This window comes from Ramlibacter cellulosilyticus, from assembly GCF_014297465.1.
Taxonomy (GTDB): Bacteria; Pseudomonadota; Gammaproteobacteria; order Burkholderiales; family Burkholderiaceae_C; genus Ramlibacter; species Ramlibacter cellulosilyticus.
Window position 1 is genome coordinate 216,618 of record NZ_JACORT010000004.1, and the last position, 16,177, is coordinate 232,794.

Genomic DNA, 16,177 nt, shown 5'->3' on the forward strand with positions numbered 1-16,177 from the left:
GGGGGTGACGAAGGGCCTTACTTCGAGAGCACGAAGCCCTTGAGCTTCGAGAACGCCGCATCCACCAGCGCCTTCTGCTGCTCGGTGTGCAGGTGCGAATACCCCACGGCGGGCGACGCGGACGCCGGGCGGCCGGCATAACCCAGCTTCTGGCCTTCGCTCATGTTCTCGTGCAGGTTGTGCTGGATGAAGAACCAGGCGCCCTGGTTCTGCGGCTCGTCCTGGCACCACACGATGTCGGTCGCGTTGGGGTACTTCTTCAGCTCCGTCGCGAACGCCTTGTGCGGGAACGGGTACAGCTGCTCGACGCGGATGATCGCCACGTCGTCGGTCCCCTTCTCCTCGCGCTTCTTGGCCAGGTCGTAGTAGACCTTGCCCGAGCAAACGACGAGGCGCTTGACCTTGTCGGCCTTCAGGTCCTTGTGCTGGTCCGGGATCACCGTCTGGAAGCTGCCCTTCGTGAACTCGGCGAGCGGGGACGTGGCGTCCTTGTTCCGCAGCAGCGACTTCGGCGTCATGATCACCAGCGGCTTGCGCAGGTTGCGCACCATCTGGCGGCGCAGCACGTGGAAGATCTGGCTGGCCGTCGTCGGCTGCACCACCTGCATGTTGGCGTCCGCGGACAGCTGCATGAAGCGCTCGAGGCGCGCGGAGCTGTGCTCCGGGCCCTGCCCTTCGTAGCCGTGCGGCAGCATCAGGGTGATGCCGTTGACGCGGCCCCACTTCACCTCGCCCGAGGCGATGAACTGGTCGATGACGACCTGCGCGCCGTTGGCGAAGTCGCCGAACTGCGCTTCCCAGATCACGAGCGTGTTCGGGTCGTTGGAGGCGTAGCCGTACTCGAAGCCCAGCACCGCCTCTTCCGACAGGATGGAGTCGATGCAGACGAAGGGCGCCTGGTTCTCCGCCACGTTCTGCAGCGGCACGTAGGTGCCGACGTCCCACTTCTCGCGGTTCTGGTCGTGCAGCACGGCGTGGCGGTGCACGAAGGTGCCGCGGCCCACGTCCTCGCCCGAGAGGCGCACGGGGTAGCCGGAGGCGACCAGCGAGGCGAAGGCCATGTGCTCGCCCATGCCCCAGTCGACGTTGACGTCGCCGCGGCCCATGGCGGCGCGGTCTTCCAGCACCTTCTTCACCAGCGGGTGCACGGCGAAGTCGGACGGCACGGTGGTGATGCGCTCGGCGAGGCGCTTCCACTCGGCGAGCGGGATGGCGGTGTCGGCCGCGTCGGTCCACTTCTTGCCGAGGAAGGGCGCCCAGTCGACGGCGTACTTGCTCTTGAAGTTGGACAGCACCGGGTCGACCGTGTGCTTGCCGGCGTCCATCGCGGCGCGGTAGGCCTTGACCATGTCGTCGCCGAGCGTGTCGCCCAGGCCCTGCGTGGCCAGCTTGTCGGCGTACAGCTTGCGCGTGCCGGGGTGCGCCGCGATCTTCTTGTACATCAGCGGCTGCGTCAGCGCGGGCGTGTCCTGCTCGTTGTGGCCCAGCTTGCGGAAGCACACGATGTCGATCACGACATCCTTGTTGAACTCCATGCGGTACTCGAGCGCGAGCTGCGTCGCGAGCACCACGGCTTCCGGATCGTCGCCGTTCACGTGCAGCACCGGCGCCTCGATCATCTTCACGATGTCCGTGCAGTACAGCGTGGAGCGCGCGTCGCGCGGGTCGGAGGTGGTGAAGCCGATCTGGTTGTTGATGACGATGTGCACCGTGCCGCCCGTGTAGTAGCCACGGGTCTCGGCCAGCGCCAGCGTCTCCTGCACCACGCCCTGGCCGGCGATGGCGGCGTCGCCGTGCACGAGCACGGGCAGCACCTGGTTGCCCTTGGCGTCGCCGCGGCGGTCCATGCGGGCGCGGGTGGAGCCCTCGACCACCGGGTTCACGATCTCCAGGTGCGACGGGTTGAAGGCCAGCGACAGGTGCACCGGGCCGCCGGGGGTGCTGACGTCGGAGCTGAAGCCCTGGTGGTACTTCACGTCGCCGGCGGGCAGGTCCTCGGGAGCGGTGTGCTCGAACTCGGCGAACAGGTCCTTGGGCATCTTGCCCAGGGTGTTGACCAGCACGTTCAGGCGGCCGCGGTGGGCCATGCCGATCACGACTTCCTGCACGCCGCGGGCGCCGGCCTGCTGCACCAGTTCGTCCATCGAGGCGATGAAGCTCTCGCCGCCTTCCAGCGAGAAGCGCTTCTGGCCGACGTACTTGGTGTGGAGGAAGCGCTCGAGGCCTTCGGCCGCGGTCAGGCGGTCGAGGATGTGCTTCTTCTTCTCGGCGTTGAAGCTGGGCTTGGAACGGATCGCTTCCAGCTTCTGCTGCCACCAGCGCTTGTGGCCCTGGTCGCTGATGTACATGAATTCGGCGCCGATGGTCCCGCAGTAGGTCTCGCGCAGCGCGTTCATCAGCTCGCGCAGCGACATGCTCTGCTTGCCGAAGAAGGTGTTGCTGGTGTTGAACACCGCTTCCTGGTCGGCATCGGTGAAGCCGTAGAAGGACGGCTCCAGCTCGGGGATGTTCTCGCGCACGTCGCGCTTGAGCGGGTCGAGGTCGGCCCAGCGGGCGCCGACGTTGCGGTAGGCGGCGATCAGCTGCTGGACGGCCGTGCCCTTGCGGGCGAGTTCGGGGTCGCCACCGGCGGCCACGACGACGCGGGTGCCGCCCTGCTTGGCGCGCTGCGCGAAGGCGTTGACGACCGGGAGGTGGGGGACGTCCTTGGCGTTGCTGCCGTCGACGGCGGGAACGTTCTGGAGGGCGTCGAAGTACTCGCGCCAGTGGTCGGGCACGCTGCCCGGGTTCGCGAGGTAGTTTTCATACATCTCCTCGACGTACGGCGCGTTGCCGCCGAAGAGATAGGTGTTTCCGCGGTACGCGGAATAGATCGAGCTCTGATCGCTCATCCTGTTGCGCTACTTTCCGCTCCCCTGCAGGGAGCCTGAGCTGGTTGGAAAACCTTCCGCGACACGGCTTTACCGATTGGCGGATGCGACTGTGGGGGAAGGGCCCTGGGTCTGGTTGCGGGCGGATTGTGCCATCGAACCCGGGTTTTCACCAAGGTGAGGCCGGAAGCGCCTGCCGCAAGTGCGGTCAGGACGCCACGAGATCCTTGATCTGCTGCAGAGCCGCCGGGTCTTCGATCGTCGTCAGGTCGCCCGGATCGCGGCCTTCGCACACCGCCTGGATCGCGCGGCGCAGCAGCTTGCCGCTGCGCGTCTTGGGCAGGACGGTCACGAAGCGCACGCGCGCGGGACGCGCAACGGCGCCCAGCGTGTCGTCGACCACCTTCATCACCTCGCCTTCGAGCTTCAGGCGGGCCTTGTCGTCGACGAGCGCCGAGGCGTCCTTGACGACGGCAAAGGCCATGGCGACCTGGCCCTTGAGCGGATCGGCGACGCCCACGACCGCGACTTCGGCGATGTTGGGATGGCCGGAGATGCTCTCCTCGATCTCGCGCGTGCCGAGCCGGTGGCCGGCCACGTTGATCACGTCGTCGGTGCGGCCCAGGATGTAGAAGTAGCCGTCCTCGTCGCGGATGCCCCAGTCGAAGGTGCTGTACACCTGCCGGCCCGGGATGCTGGACCAGTAGGTCTGGACGAAGCGCTCGTCGTCGCGCCACACCGTCTGCATGAAGCCGGGCGGCGTCGGCCCCTCGAGGACCACCACGCCCTTCTGGCCGGCCCCGGTGAGCTCCTCGCCGGTGGACTCGTGCACCAGGCGCACGTCGAAGCCGTACATGGGCACGCCGGGGCTGCCGAACTTGCTGGCCTTCTTCTCGATGCCGTTGGCCACCGTGAGGATCGGCCAGCCGCTCTCGGTCTGCCAGTAGTTGTCGATGATGGGCACGCCCAGGCCGTCGCTGATCCAGCGGGCGGTGGGCTCGTCGAGCGGCTCGCCCGCGAGGAACAGCGCCTTGAGGCTGGAGAGGTCGTGCTTCTTCAGGAAGGCCGGATCCTGCTTCTTCAGCACGCGCACCGCGGTCGGCGCGCTGAACATCGAGGCCACCTTGTACTTCTCGACGAGGTTCCACCAGATGCCGGCGTCCGGGCGGATCGGCAGGCCCTCGTACAGGATGGTGGCCATGCCGGCGATCAGCGGCCCGTAGACGATGTAGCTGTGGCCGACCACCCAGCCGATGTCGCTGGTCGAGAAGTAGGTCTCGCCCGGCTTGCCGAGGAAGATGTGCTTCATGCTCGCCGCGAGCGCCACGGCATAGCCGCCGACGTCGCGCTGCACGCCCTTGGGCCGGCCCGTGGTGCCGCTGGTGTAGAGCGTGTAGCTGATGTCGGTGGCGTCCAGCCAGGCGCAGGGCACCTGCGTGCGCTGGTGCCGGTCGGCCAGCGTGGCCCAGTCGTGGTCGCGGCCGGCCACCTTTTCCATCGGCGCGAGCTTGCGGTCCACGAGCAGCACGGCGCCCGGCTTGTGCTGCGAGAGCCGGATGCTTTCGTCCAGCAGCGGCTTGTACGGCACGACCTTGCCGCCGCGCGACCCCGCGTCGGCGCTGACCACGACCTTGGGCGTGGCATCCTCGATGCGCGAGGCGAGCGACACCGAGGCGAAGCCGCCGAACACGACCGAGTGGATGGCGCCGAGGCGCGCGCACGCGAGCATCGCGAACACGGCTTCGGGGATCATCGGCATGTAGACCAGCACGCGGTCGCCGCGGCCGACGCCGAGCGTTGCCAGCACGGCGGCCATGCGCTGCACCTCGGCGTGCAGTTCGCGGAAGGTGTAGACCTTTTCCTGCCCGGTCTCCGTGGAGACGTAGATCAGCGCCGCCTGGTCCGCGCGCTGCGCGAGGTGGCGGTCGACGGCGTTGTGGCACAGGTTGGTGCGGCCGCCGGCGAACCAGCGGTAGAACGGCGGGCGGCTCGCGTCGCAGATGGTGGCCGGCGGCGTCTCCCAGTCGACCAGCTTCGCCTGCTCCGCCCAGAAGGCGTCGCGATCCTCGATCGAACGCCTGTAGAAGTCCGCGTACCCCATGCCGTGTCTCCTGTGCTGTCCGGCGCATTGTGGGCACCGGGCTTGCCGCAGGCTGACAGGCCGCGGCAGGCCTATTTGACGATGCTCAAGACTTCCTTGAACCGGGGATGTCCCGCATCCCGCAGCCATTCGAAGGCGACCATCTCGGTGGTCACGAGCTCGGCGCCGGCGCCGGCGAGGCGGTCGAAGGCGGCGTCGCGGTTGCGCTCACTGCGCGAGCTGCAGGCGTCGGTGACGACCCAGACCTCGAGCTCCTCCTCCAGCAGGCCCAGCGCCGTCTGCATCAGGCACACGTGCGCTTCGCAGCCGGCGAGCACGATCATCTCGCGGCCCGGCGCCGGGGCCGGGGCGGCCTTCTGCAGGTGCTTGGGCAGGCTGCGCGCGTTGCCGCCCTGCTGGCGCGGCGCCGGCTTGAGCCGGGGCAGCAGCACGCTGGTGCCGTCGAACGCCATCTTGGGCAGCACGCGGCCGGCCACGAGCGGCTGCAGCGCCTCCACGGTGCCGCCCAGGCCCTCCGGGTTTTCTTCGGTGGCCCAGACGGGCACCTGCAGCAGCTGCGCGATGCGCGCGAGGCGCTGCGCGTTGGCCACGACGAGGTCGGCCTCGTGGATGGCGGGCAGGAGGCGGGACTGGTAGTCGACCAGCACCAGTTGCGATTCTTCGGCGTCCAGGAGCATGCGGAAATCCTTTGGCCCCGATTATTCCAGCGCGCGTTAGGGAACAGGCTTACTTACCCGGCCGCGCAACCCGACGGTAAACTCGCTGCCCACCCTCTCATGTCCAGTCGCGCAGTTCTCGATTCGAAACCCATCCGGCTGCTGTGCGTGGAGGACAACCCGGACGACGTGGAGCTGATGGGGATCGCCCTCGAACGGGCCGACCCCGTGCGGCGCTACGAGCTGCACCGCGTCGACAACGCGGCGAGCTTCGTCGCCGCCCTCGACGGCGACTGGGACGTGATCCTCTGCGACTTCAACCTGCCGCGGTTCTCCCCGTACGCCGCCCTGCAGATCCTCGTCACGCGCCGCAGCAACGTGCCCCTGATCGTGCTGACGCGCGCCATCGGCGAGGAAGCCGCGGTGCACGTGCTGCGCTGCGGCGCCAAGGACTACTTGACCAAGGACAAGCTGGGCACCCTGCCCCAGATCATCGGCCGGGTGCTCGAGGAACGGCGGCGCGCGCAGGAGAAGGAACGGCTGGACGCGGAACTGCAGGGCGCCTATGCGCGCCTGAAGGAACTGTCGGCGCGCTTCGTGCTCGCCCAGGAGCGGGAACGCTCGCACATCTCGCGCGAGCTGCACGACCAGCTCGGGCAGACGCTCACGGCGGTGGTGATCCACCTGCACGCGGCGGACCGCGCGGGCGACGCCGACGTCCGGCGCAAGCACAACACGACGGCGGCGGAACTCGCCAACGGCGCGCTGCAGCAGCTCAAGACGCTGTCCTTCTCGCTGCGGCCCGCGCAGCTGGACCTGCTGGGGCTCGTGCCCGCGGTGCAGTCGGCCATGCAGCGCATCGCGGAGCCCGCGGGCCTGCGCTGCGAGGTCTCCACCCGCGGGCAGGAGCCGGAACGGCTGGAGGAGAACGCGGCGGTCGCGGTGCGGCTGGTGCAGGAGGCGCTGACCAACACGGTGCGGCATGCAAAGGCATCGACCGTGTGGGTGCGCCTGCGCTTCCTGCCGCGCGGCCGCATCAGCGTGCTGATCGCCGACGACGGCATCGGCTTCGACAAGGCCGCGGTGCTCGATGGGCACCAGAGCGAGAGGAATATCGGCTTGTACGGGATGATCGAAAGGACGGAACTTGCCGGCGGACGGTTGCACATCCGCACCCGCGAAGGTGGCGGCGTGGCGATCCGTGCGGTATTGTGAAAGAGAAGGAGGGCACCATGATCCAGAAGAACTCGAACGCTTCCCTGCCCATCCAGGTGGTGCTCGCGGACGACCACGACCTCGTCCGCTCGGGCATCAAGGCCCTGCTGTCCACGGTGGACGGGGTGCAGGTGATCGCCGAAGCGCGCAACGGCAACGAACTGCTGCAGCTGCTCGAGTCGGTGAAGCCCGATGTCGTGATGACCGACATCTCCATGCCCGGCATGGACGGCATCACCGCGATCGCGGAGATCCACGCGCGCTTCCCCGACGTGAAGGTGATCGTGCTGTCGATGTACGACACCGTGGATTTCGTCAAGCGCGCGGTCGCCAACGGCGCCTGCGGCTACCTGATGAAGGATGCGCCGCCGTTCGAGCTCGAACAGGCGCTGCGCAGCGTGATGGCCACCGGCAGCTACTTCAGCGCCGCGGTGGCGCAGCGGCTGCTGCAGCCGTCCGAACCGACGGTGGACGACGAACTCACCACGCGCCAGGTCGAGATCCTCACGCTGATCGCGCAAGGCAAGTCCGCCAAGGAGATCGCCTTCGAGCTCGGGTTGAGCCCGAAGACCGTGGACGTGCACCGCGCCCGCATCATGGAGCGGCTGCGGCTGAACGACATCGCGAGCCTGACGCGGTATGCGGTGCGCAAGGGGTTGGTGAAGGCGTAGGGCGATCGCTGGGGTGCGCTTCGCGCAACCCAGCCTACGGTGCGCTTCGCGCAATACAGCCTACGGACGTGGCGAACCCCGGCGCCCGTAGGCTGGGTTTCGCCGCAGGCGAACCCCAGCAAACTACTGCGGCACCACCCGCACCAGCTTCCCGTCCCCTTCGTCCGTCAGCAGGTACAGCAAGCCATCCGGCCCCTGCCGCACGTCGCGCACGCGGCCGATGCCTTGCAGCAGCTTCTCCTCGCGCACGACCTTGCCGCCCTCCAGCACGATGCGATCGAGGTAGCCGAACTTCAGCGAGCCCACGAACAGGTTGCCGCGCCAGCCCGCGCCATAGCGCTCGCTGGTGAGGAACACCATGCCGGAGGGCGCGATCGACGGCACCCAGTAGTGCAGCGGCTGCTCCATGCCGGCCTTCTCGGTGAGCCCTTCGCCGATCTTCCCGCCACCGTAGTTCTCGCCGTAGGTGATCACCGGCCAGCCGTGGTTGCGCCCCGCCTGCGGCACGTTGATCTCGTCGCCGCCCTGCGGCCCGTGCTCGTGCATCCAGAAGGTGCCGTCCGGCGCGAGCGCCGCGCCCTGCGCGTTGCGGTGGCCGTAGCTCCAGATCTCCGGCAGCGCACCCGCGCGCTGGACGAAGGGGTTGTCGCGCGGGACGCCGCCGCCCTTGTCCACGCGCACGACCTTGCCGTGGTGGTTGTCCAGCGTCTGCGCGTCCTGCCGGCGCGAATTGCGCTCGCCCAGCGTGAGGAACAGCGTGCCGTCGCGCGCCTCCACGATGCGGCAGCCGAAGTGCATGGAACTCGCCACCTTCGGCTTCTGGCTGAAGATCACGCGGACGTCCTCCAGCGAGCGCTCGTCCGCCGAGAGGCGGGCCCGTGCGAGGGCGGTGCTGTTGCCGGCGCCACCGGGCTCGGAGAAGCAGAAATAGAGGGTACGGTTCTGCGCGAAGCCGGAATCGAGCACGACATCGAGCAGACCGCCCTGCCCCCCCGCCGCAATGGGGGGCAAGCCCGCCAGCGCCGGGCCCACACTGCCTTGCGCGCTCACCACGCGCATGCGGCCGGGGCGCTCGGTCACGAGGAAGCGGCCTTGCGGGAGGAAGGCGACGGCCCAGGGATGGTCCAGGCCGTTCGTCACCGTCTCGGCGCGCACCGTCTGGGCGTGCACCCCGGCAGCCATCGAAGCTGCGAGAATGCACGCCGTGCAGGAAGCTGCCAGCCGGCCCCAGAGCCGTCGGCAGGACAGGGTTCGATTGTTGCTACGCATGGCGAGCGATTGTTTCGCAGCCGCCACAGGTTCGGGGCCGCTCCCGGTGCGATAGCAAGAATTCGAAACAAATCAAGAACTTGGAATGAACTCTTCGCTTGACGCGCGAACCGTCGCCGGGCTACGCTCCGCGCCCATGAAGCAATGGATGGGCTTGCTCCTCCTGGTCGCCGCTGCCGGCGTCCAGGCTGCCCCTGCGTCGGCGGAGGAAGACGTGAGCCGCTTCATGGCCGAAAAGGGCGACAAGCGCCTGGTGGACCGCCTCGAGGAAGTGCGCGTCCTCATGGGCGAACGCATGCACGACGGCGCCGCCCGCGTGAAGAGCCGCACCTCGGAACTGGTCGTCACCGCCATGGGCTTCCTCGGCGTGCCCTATCGCCGCGGCGGCAGTTCCGTGGAAACGGGCTTCGACTGCAGCGGCTTCGTGAAGGCGATGTACGAACAGACGCTGGGCCTCATGCTGCCGCGGCGCGCCAACGAGCAGGCCGCGGCCACGCAGAAGATCGACCGGCAGGAACTGCAGCCGGGCGACCTGGTGTTCTTCAACACCCTGCGCCGCACCTTCAGCCACGTCGGCATCTACATCGGCGACAACAAGTTCATCCACTCGCCCAAGCCCGGTGCGCAGGTGCGGGTGGAAGACATGGCGGTGCCCTACTGGGCCACCCGCTTCGACGGCGCGCGCCGCGTCGTCACGCCAGCGCAGCAGCAGCAGGCCGCTTCGCAATAAATTCCATAGCGTAAGAAACTTTCCCATGGGGAATACGCGGGGGTGCCAGCACCCGCCGCGGCCCGTACCATGCGCGCGCGACGACCAAGGAGGCCGCATGGCGAGGCTCAACGTGAACGGCGCGGTGCGCGAGTTCGAGGCCGAGGGCGACACGCCCTTGCTGTGGGTGCTGCGCGAGCAGCTCGGACTGACGGGGACCAAGTACGGCTGCGGCATCGCCGCGTGCGGTGCCTGCACCGTGCACGTCGACGGCGTGCCCACGCGCACGTGCGTGCGGCCGGTCTCCACGGTCGGGCCGGACGAGAAGATCGTCACCATCGAGGGCCTCTCGCGCGACGGCTCGCACCCGGTGCAGCGCGCCTGGGTCGCGCTCGACGTGCCGCAGTGCGGCTACTGCCAGTCCGGGCAGGTGATGGCGGCCGCCGCGCTGCTGAAGGCCAAGCCGAATCCCACCGACGCGGACATCGATGCGGCCATGAGCAACATCTGCCGCTGCGGGACCTACAACCGCATCCGCGCCGCGATCCACGCCGTGGCCCGCGGCGACCTCAAGAGCGCCGGCCTCTCGATCCAGCACAGCGACGGGAGCACGACGTGAACACCATCGCCCCGTCCCTCGACCGCCGCGGCTTCCTCAAGGCCTCCGCGTCCGCCGGCCTCGTGCTCGGCTTCCACGTCCCCTTCGCCGGCAGCGCCGCCGCGGCAGGGACGGACCCCGAGGTGAACGCCTGGGTCGTCGTGCATCCGGACGACACGGTCGTGATCCGCATCGCCCGCTCGGAGATGGGCCAGGGCACGTTGACCGGCCTGGCGCAGCTCGTGGCCGAGGAGCTGGAGTGCAACTGGTCCAAGGTGACGACCGAGTACCCCACGCCCGGCCAGAACCTCGCGCGCAAGCGCGTGTGGGGCAACTTCTCCACCGGCGGCAGCCGCGGGATCCGCGAGTCGCACGACTACGTCCGCAAGGGCGGCGCCGCGGCGCGCATGATGCTGGTGCAGGCGGCCGCCAACGAATGGAAGGTGCCCGCCACGGAACTGCGCGCCGCCAACAGCGTGGTGACGCACGTGCCCAGCGGCCGCACCCTCACCTACGGCCACCTCGCGCCTGCCGCGGGCCGCCTCGACCCCCCGGCGGACGTGAAGCTGAAGGATCCGAAGGACTGGAAGCTCGCGGGCAAGCGGCTCGCGCGCCTGGACACCGTCGACAAGGTGACGGGCAAGCAGGTCTACGGCGCCGACCTGAAGCTGCCCGGCATGCTCAACGCGGCGATCAAGGACTGCCCCGTGTTCGGCGGCAAGGTGAAGTCCTTCAACGCCGCGGCGATCCAGGGCCGCCCCGGCGTGAAGAAGGTCGTGCCGGTCGGCGACAGCGCCGTCGCGGTCGTGGCGGACACCTGGTGGCACGCGAAGAGCGCGCTCGACGCGCTGCCCATCGAATGGGACCTCGGCCCGAACGCGAAGGAGTCCAGCGCCACGGTGGCCGCGGTGCTCAAGGCGGGGCTGGACGCGCCCGACGCGGCCGTCGGCAACCAGAACGGCGACGCGAAAGCCGCACTCGCCTCGGCCGCGCGCGTGATCGAGGCGGTGTACGCGTACCCGCACCAGAACCACGCGACCATGGAGCCCATGAACGCCACGGCGCGCTGGACCCCGGAGCGCTGCGAGGTGTGGACGCCGACGCAGAACGGCGAAGCGGCCCTCGCCGCGGCGTCCGTCCGGCCTGCCGGCCGCGCAGTGCGAGGTCTACAAGCTGCTCCTCGGCGGCGGCTTCGGCCGGCGCGGCGCCGTGCACGACTGGGTACGGCAGGTCGTGGAGATCGCGAAGCAGGTGCCGGGCACGCCCGTCAAGCTGCTGTGGAGCCGCGAGGAGGACATGCTGCACGGGCGCTACCACCCGGTGACGCAATGCAAGCTGCGCGCGGGCCTCGACGCGCAGGGCAACGTCACGGCGCTGCACATGCGCATCTCGGGCCAGTCCATCGTCGCGGGCGTGTTCCCGCAGAACATCCGCAACGGCCTCGACCCGGTGGTGTTCCAGGGCCTCAACCCGCCGGGGCCGGAGGCGTCGATCGGCTACAGCTTCCCGAACCTGCTGATCGACCATGCCATGCGCAACCCGCCGGTGCCGCCGGGGTTCTGGCGCGGCGTGAACCTGAACCAGAACGCGATCTACCTCGAGTCCTTCATCGACGAGATCGCGTTCGCGACGAAGCAGGACCCGCTGGCGCTGCGGCGCAAGCTGATGGCGGGCCACCCGAAGCATCTCGGGGTGCTGAACGCCGTCGCGGAACGCGCCGGCTGGGGGCGTCCCGCGCCCGACGTGGATGGCCGCAAGGTGTACCGCGGCCTGGCGCAGACCATGGGCTTCGGCAGCTACGTCGCCGCCTGCGCGGAAGTCTCGGTGAGCGATGACGGCGAGCTGAAGATCCACCGCATCGTCGCCGCCACCGACCCGGGGCACGCGGTGAACCCGCAACAGATCGAGGCGCAGGTGGAAGGCTCCTTCGCCTACGGCCTCTCGGCCGCGCTCTTCGGCGAATGCACGCTGAAGGACGGGCGCATCGAGCAGGAGAACTTCAGCACCTACCCGGTCGTGCAGATGCAGCACATGCCGAAGGTGGAGACCATCGTGATGCCCACGGGCGGCTTCTGGGGCGGCGTCGGGGAGCCGACGATCGCCGTGGCGGCGCCGGCGGTGCTCAACGCGATCTTCGCCGCGACGGGCAAGCGCATCCGCGAGCTGCCGCTGAAGAACCACAGCCTGAAACGCGCCTGAGGGACGGCTCTTGCGGCGTGCAGCCTGCGCGGTGATGCTGGGATGGGCCTGCGCCGCCGCAGGCGCGCAGGAGCGCGTGCCGTTTGCGGTGAAAGGCGACGGCATTCCGCTGCCGCTGGCGGGCCTGCGAGGCGACGCGCAGCGCGGACGCGCCATCGTGGCGAGCCGCCAGGCCGGCCTGTGCCTCCTGTGCCATGCGGCGCCGATCCCGGAGGAACGCTTCCAGGGCGACCTCGCACCGGACCTCGCCGGCATTGGCGGCCGCTACAACGCCGCGCAACTGCGCCTGCGCGTGGCCGACCCGCGGCGGCTGAACGCGGCCAGCTTCATGCCGGCATTTCACGCCGAGGCCCGCGCGCCGCGCGTGGGCACGCCCTGGGCCGGCAAGCCCATCCTCTCCGCGCAGCAGGTCGAGGATGTCGTGGCCTGGCTCGCCACGCTGCGCTAGGTGGCCCGCATGGTGTCCCGGCCCTTCCCCACCCGGCGCCTGCTGCTGCAGGCCAGCGCCGCGGCCTTCGCGCAACTCCTCGTCCGGCCGGCGACCGCGCAGGATGCGGCCGCCATGGCGGCGGCCATCGCGCGGTTCACTGGAGGCCAGCCGGTCCGGCCCGGACGCGTGAAGCTGGACGTGGCCACGCTGGTGGACAACGGCAACGTCGTGCCGCTGCGCGTGGCGGTGGACAGCCCCATGAGCGCGGCCGACCACGTCACGGACATCGCCCTCTTCAACGAGAAGAACCCGCAGAACGACGTGGCCCGCTTCGTCCTGGGACCGCGCTGCGGCAAGGCGGAGATCGCCACGCGCATCCGCCTCGCCACGAGCCAGAAGCTGGTTGCGCTCGCGCGCATGAACGACGGCAGCATCTGGTCGGACACGGTGGACGTCATCGTGGTGCTGGCGGCCTGCATCGAAGGAGACCCCTGATGGCGCGCACGCTGATCCAGGCGCCGGCCAGCGCGCGCCGCGGCGAGATCGTGGAGGTGCGCGTGACCATCGCCCATCCGATGGAGACCGGCTACCGCCCGGGCGCGGACGGCCGCGTGCTGCCGCGCGACATCCTGCGCCGCTTCACCTGCCGCTATGGCGGCGAGGTCGTGTTCGCGGCCGAACTGCACCCGGCCATCGCGGCGAATCCCTATCTCGCCTTCCACGTGCGGGCCGAGGCGAGCGGCACGCTGGAGTTCGAATGGGTGGGGGACAACGGCTTCGCCCAGGTGGAGCAGCGCGCGCTGCAGGTCGCCTGATGCGGCGCGCGGCCGCGGTGCTCGCGCTCGTGCTCCTGGGCTGCGCGGCGCCGCCGGCGGCGGACACGCGCCGGTCCGGGTTCGAGGACATGGGGGCGTCCACGCAGGCCATGCAGCGCGACGACGCGCAGAACCCGGCGATGCTGTGGGTGCAGGACGGCGAGCAGCTGTGGACGCGCGGCGAGCGTTCCTGTGCCGCCTGCCACGGGGACCCGAAGGGCATGCGCGGGGTCGCGGCGCGCTACCCGGCCTGGGACGCGACGCTGCGCCGCCCCGTGGACCTCGCCACCCGCATCAACCTGTGCCGGCAGCGGCACCAGCAGCAGCCGGCGCTGCCGCCGGAGCACGGCGACCTGCTGGCACTCGAGGCTTTCCTGGCACTGCAATCGCGCGGCACGACGATCCGGCCGGACGAGGATGCGCGCCTGCAGACCTTCCTCGCGCGCGGCGAGGCGGCCTGGCGGCAGCGCATCGGGCAGCTGGAACTCTCGTGCGCGCAATGCCACGACGAGCGCGCCGGCGGCCGCCTGGGGCCCGCGCGCATCCCGCAAGGGCATGCCACGGGCTACCCCTTGTACCGGCTGGAATGGCAGTCGCTCGGCTCGCTGGGCCGGCGCATCCGCGGCTGCATGACCGGCGTGCGCGCCGAGCCGTTCGCGTACGGCAGCGTGGAGATGACCGAGCTGGAGCTCTACCTCGCGCGGCGAGCGATGGGGATGCCGTGGGAAGGGCCGGCGGTGCGGCCCTGAAAAGGGGATGGATCCCGGCTTGCGCCGGGATGACGGCGCAGTCGCGCCGTCACTTGCGCTGCGGCGGGACGTCCGTGCAGGTGCCGTGCGCGATCTCCGCCGCCATGCCGATGCTCTCGCCCAGCGTGGGGTGCGGATGGATGGTCTTGCCGATGTCGATCTCGTCGGCCCCCATCTCGATGGCCAGCGCCACCTCGCCGATCATGTCGCCGGCATGCGTGCCGACGATGCCGCCGCCGACGATGCGGTGCGTCTCGGCGTCGAACAGCAGCTTGGTGAAGCCCTCGTCGCGCGTGTTGGCGATGGCGCGGCCGGAAGCGGTCCACGGGAAGTGGCCCTTCTTGATCGCGATGCCCTGCTTCTTCGCCTCGTCCTCCGTGAGGCCCACCCACGCGACCTCGGGGTCCGTGTAGGCGACGCTCGGGATCACACGCGCGTTGAAGGCGCTCTTCTCGCCCGCAGCGGCTTCGGCCGCGACGTGCGCCTCGTGCACCGCCTTGTGGGCCAGCATGGGCTGGCCGACGATGTCGCCGATGGCGAAGATGTGCGGCACGTTCGTGCGCATCTGGATGTCCACCGGGATGAAGCCGCGGTCGCTGACGTTCACCCCGGCCTTCTCCGCACCGATCTTCTTGCCGTTGGGGCTGCGGCCGACGGCCTGCAGCACCAGGTCGTAGACCTGCGGCTCCTTGGGCGCCTGCTCGCCTTCGAAGCGCACCAGGATGCCGTCCTTGGTCGCCTCGGCCCCGACGGTCTTCGTCTTGAGCATGATGTTGTCGAAGCGCGGCGCGTTCATCTTCTGCCACACGCGCACCAGGTCGCGGTCCGCGCCCTGCATCAGGCCGTCCAGCATTTCCACCACGTCCAGGCGCGCGCCCAGCGTGGAGTACACCGTGCCCATCTCCAGGCCGATGATGCCGCCGCCGAGGATCAGCATGCGCTTCGGGTCCGTCGCGAGCTCCAGCGCGCCGGTGGAGTCCACCACGCGCGGGTCCTTGGGCATGAAGGGCAGCGACACGGCCTGCGAGCCGGCCGCGATGATCGCGTTCCGGAAGCGGATGACCTGCTTCTTGCCGGTCGTCTCGGAGCCGCTGCCCGAGGTCTCCTGCACTTCCAGGTGGTACGGATCGAGGAAGGTGCCGATGCCGCGCACGGTGGTCACCTTGCGCATCTTGGCCATCGCCGTGAGGCCCCCGGTGAGCTTGCCGACGACCTTGTCCTTGTGGGCCTTGAGCTTGGCGCGGTCCACGGTCGGCTTGCCGAAGCTGATGCCCAGGGCGTCCATGTGGCTCACCTCGTCCATCACCGCGGCCACGTGCAGCAGCGCCTTGGACGGGATGCAGCCCACGTTGAGGCAGACGCCGCCGAGGGTGGCGTAGCGCTCGACGATCACGGTCTTCATGCCGAGGTCGGCGGCGCGGAACGCGGCGGAATAGCCGCCGGGCCCGGCACCGAGGACCAGCATCTCGCATTCGAGGTCGACGCCGCCGGAGTAGGAGCCGGCGGGCAGCGGAGCGGCTGGCGCCGTCCCACCCTCACCCCTGCCCTCTCCCGCCCGGGCGGGAGAGGGAGAAGGAGAGGCTCCCTCTCCCCTCTGGGGAGAGGGCTGGGGCGAGGGGCTCGCGGCCGCGGCACCGGCAGCGGCTTCCACCACCAGCAGCACGGAGCCTTCGGAGACCTTGTCCCCCACCTTCACCTTCAGCTCCTTCACCACCCCCGCATGCGACGACGGAATCTCCATCGACGCCTTGTCGCTCTCCACCGTCACGAGGGACTGCTCCGCCTTGATCGTGTCGCCCGGCTTCACGAGCACTTCGATCACGGACACGCTTTCGAAGTCCCCGATGTCGGGGACTTTCACTTCCGCCTGGGGCATTGCCGCTCCTGCCGGGCCG

The 16,177-nt window shown here is 69.7% G+C and carries 14 protein-coding genes and 1 pseudogene; 10 read left to right on the forward strand and 5 right to left on the reverse strand.

All coding sequences use genetic code 11. The features are described from left to right. Positions 1-17 precede the first annotated feature (17 nt). The 3 genes from H8N03_RS11950 to H8N03_RS11960 all read right to left on the reverse strand — a co-directional run bounded on the left by H8N03_RS11950 (position 18) and on the right by H8N03_RS11960 (position 5,648). A complete protein-coding gene (locus H8N03_RS11950) occupies positions 18-2,891 on the reverse strand; it encodes a 2-oxoglutarate dehydrogenase E1 component (protein WP_187076405.1) in 2,874 nt (957 codons plus the stop codon). 187 nt (positions 2,892-3,078) lie between these two features. After that, positions 3,079-4,971: a propionate--CoA ligase gene (locus tag H8N03_RS11955; protein WP_187076406.1), complete on the reverse strand. Its 1,893-nt coding sequence runs from the start codon at positions 4,969-4,971 to the stop codon at positions 3,079-3,081. 71 nt (positions 4,972-5,042) lie between these two features. Continuing rightward, positions 5,043-5,648, reverse strand: coding sequence for an isochorismatase family protein (locus H8N03_RS11960; protein ID WP_187076407.1), 606 nt, complete (start codon positions 5,646-5,648; stop codon positions 5,043-5,045). A gap of 99 nt (positions 5,649-5,747) precedes the next feature. Here H8N03_RS11960 and H8N03_RS11965 point away from each other — a divergent pair, with 99 nt between their 5' ends. Next, complete coding sequence (locus tag H8N03_RS11965) at positions 5,748-6,842, forward strand: hybrid sensor histidine kinase/response regulator (protein WP_187076408.1); 1,095 nt, start codon at positions 5,748-5,750, stop codon at positions 6,840-6,842. A gap of 17 nt (positions 6,843-6,859) precedes the next feature. After that, entirely contained in the window at positions 6,860-7,513 is a 654-nt protein-coding gene (locus H8N03_RS11970; RefSeq protein ID WP_187076409.1) for a response regulator, read from the forward strand. A gap of 123 nt (positions 7,514-7,636) precedes the next feature. Here the strand turns inward: H8N03_RS11970 and H8N03_RS11975 are convergent, their stop codons facing one another. Beyond that, a complete protein-coding gene (locus H8N03_RS11975; protein ID WP_187076410.1) occupies positions 7,637-8,695 on the reverse strand; it encodes a PQQ-dependent sugar dehydrogenase in 1,059 nt (352 codons plus the stop codon). A 223-nt stretch (positions 8,696-8,918) separates the two neighbouring features. Here H8N03_RS11975 and H8N03_RS11980 point away from each other — a divergent pair, with 223 nt between their 5' ends. The 8 genes and pseudogenes from H8N03_RS11980 to soxA all read left to right on the forward strand — a co-directional run bounded on the left by H8N03_RS11980 (position 8,919) and on the right by soxA (position 14,282). After that, positions 8,919-9,512, forward strand: a complete 594-nt coding sequence (locus H8N03_RS11980) for a C40 family peptidase (protein WP_187076411.1) — start codon at positions 8,919-8,921, stop codon at positions 9,510-9,512. A 97-nt stretch (positions 9,513-9,609) separates the two neighbouring features. After that, a complete protein-coding gene (locus tag H8N03_RS11985; protein WP_187076412.1) occupies positions 9,610-10,110 on the forward strand; it encodes a (2Fe-2S)-binding protein in 501 nt (166 codons plus the stop codon). A gap of 140 nt (positions 10,111-10,250) precedes the next feature. After that, positions 10,251-11,144 (forward strand): annotated as a pseudogene (locus H8N03_RS26315) (molybdopterin cofactor-binding domain-containing protein); the annotation flags it as partial. A gap of 118 nt (positions 11,145-11,262) precedes the next feature. After that, complete coding sequence (locus H8N03_RS26320; protein WP_255428193.1) at positions 11,263-12,288, forward strand: xanthine dehydrogenase family protein molybdopterin-binding subunit; 1,026 nt, start codon at positions 11,263-11,265, stop codon at positions 12,286-12,288. 34 nt (positions 12,289-12,322) lie between these two features. Continuing rightward, entirely contained in the window at positions 12,323-12,736 is a 414-nt protein-coding gene (gene soxX, locus H8N03_RS11995) for a sulfur oxidation c-type cytochrome SoxX (RefSeq protein WP_187076413.1), read from the forward strand. 9 nt (positions 12,737-12,745) lie between these two features. Then, the gene (locus H8N03_RS12000; protein ID WP_187076414.1) at positions 12,746-13,213 is read left to right on the forward strand and encodes a SoxY-related AACIE arm protein; all 468 of its coding nucleotides are present in this window, start codon (positions 12,746-12,748) and stop codon (positions 13,211-13,213) included. Continuing rightward, complete coding sequence (soxZ, locus tag H8N03_RS12005; protein WP_187076415.1) at positions 13,213-13,533, forward strand: thiosulfate oxidation carrier complex protein SoxZ; 321 nt, start codon at positions 13,213-13,215, stop codon at positions 13,531-13,533. The genes H8N03_RS12000 and soxZ overlap by 1 nt, the downstream gene beginning before the upstream one ends. After that, positions 13,533-14,282: a sulfur oxidation c-type cytochrome SoxA gene (soxA, locus tag H8N03_RS12010; RefSeq protein WP_187076416.1), complete on the forward strand. Its 750-nt coding sequence runs from the start codon at positions 13,533-13,535 to the stop codon at positions 14,280-14,282. The genes soxZ and soxA overlap by 1 nt, the downstream gene beginning before the upstream one ends. Positions 14,283-14,331: 49 nt before the next feature. Here soxA and lpdA read toward each other — a convergent pair whose 3' ends face one another. Continuing rightward, positions 14,332-16,158, reverse strand: a complete 1,827-nt coding sequence (gene lpdA, locus H8N03_RS12015; RefSeq protein ID WP_187076417.1) for a dihydrolipoyl dehydrogenase — start codon at positions 16,156-16,158, stop codon at positions 14,332-14,334. Positions 16,159-16,177: the final 19 nt, after the last annotated feature.

What these genes read in the sequence shown, in the direction of transcription:
- soxZ (WP_187076415.1), top strand. Translation starts at nt 13,213, where the DNA reads ATGGCGCGCACGCTGATCCAGGCGCCGGCCAGCGCGCGCCGCGGCGAG.
- H8N03_RS11980 (WP_187076411.1), top strand. Translation starts at nt 8,919, where the DNA reads ATGAAGCAATGGATGGGCTTGCTCCTCCTGGTCGCCGCTGCCGGCGTC.
- H8N03_RS11960 (WP_187076407.1), bottom strand. Translation starts at nt 5,648, where the DNA reads ATGCTCCTGGACGCCGAAGAATCGCAACTGGTGCTGGTCGACTACCAG.
- lpdA (WP_187076417.1), bottom strand. Translation starts at nt 16,158, where the DNA reads ATGCCCCAGGCGGAAGTGAAAGTCCCCGACATCGGGGACTTCGAAAGC.
- H8N03_RS11965 (WP_187076408.1), top strand. Translation starts at nt 5,748, where the DNA reads ATGTCCAGTCGCGCAGTTCTCGATTCGAAACCCATCCGGCTGCTGTGC.
- H8N03_RS11975 (WP_187076410.1), bottom strand. Translation starts at nt 8,695, where the DNA reads ATGGCTGCCGGGGTGCACGCCCAGACGGTGCGCGCCGAGACGGTGACG.
- soxA (WP_187076416.1), top strand. Translation starts at nt 13,533, where the DNA reads ATGCGGCGCGCGGCCGCGGTGCTCGCGCTCGTGCTCCTGGGCTGCGCG.
- H8N03_RS11955 (WP_187076406.1), bottom strand. Translation starts at nt 4,971, where the DNA reads ATGGGGTACGCGGACTTCTACAGGCGTTCGATCGAGGATCGCGACGCC.
- H8N03_RS11985 (WP_187076412.1), top strand. Translation starts at nt 9,610, where the DNA reads ATGGCGAGGCTCAACGTGAACGGCGCGGTGCGCGAGTTCGAGGCCGAG.
- H8N03_RS12000 (WP_187076414.1), top strand. Translation starts at nt 12,746, where the DNA reads ATGGTGTCCCGGCCCTTCCCCACCCGGCGCCTGCTGCTGCAGGCCAGC.
- H8N03_RS11950 (WP_187076405.1), bottom strand. Translation starts at nt 2,891, where the DNA reads ATGAGCGATCAGAGCTCGATCTATTCCGCGTACCGCGGAAACACCTAT.
- H8N03_RS11970 (WP_187076409.1), top strand. Translation starts at nt 6,860, where the DNA reads ATGATCCAGAAGAACTCGAACGCTTCCCTGCCCATCCAGGTGGTGCTC.
- soxX (WP_187076413.1), top strand. Translation starts at nt 12,323, where the DNA reads ATGCTGGGATGGGCCTGCGCCGCCGCAGGCGCGCAGGAGCGCGTGCCG.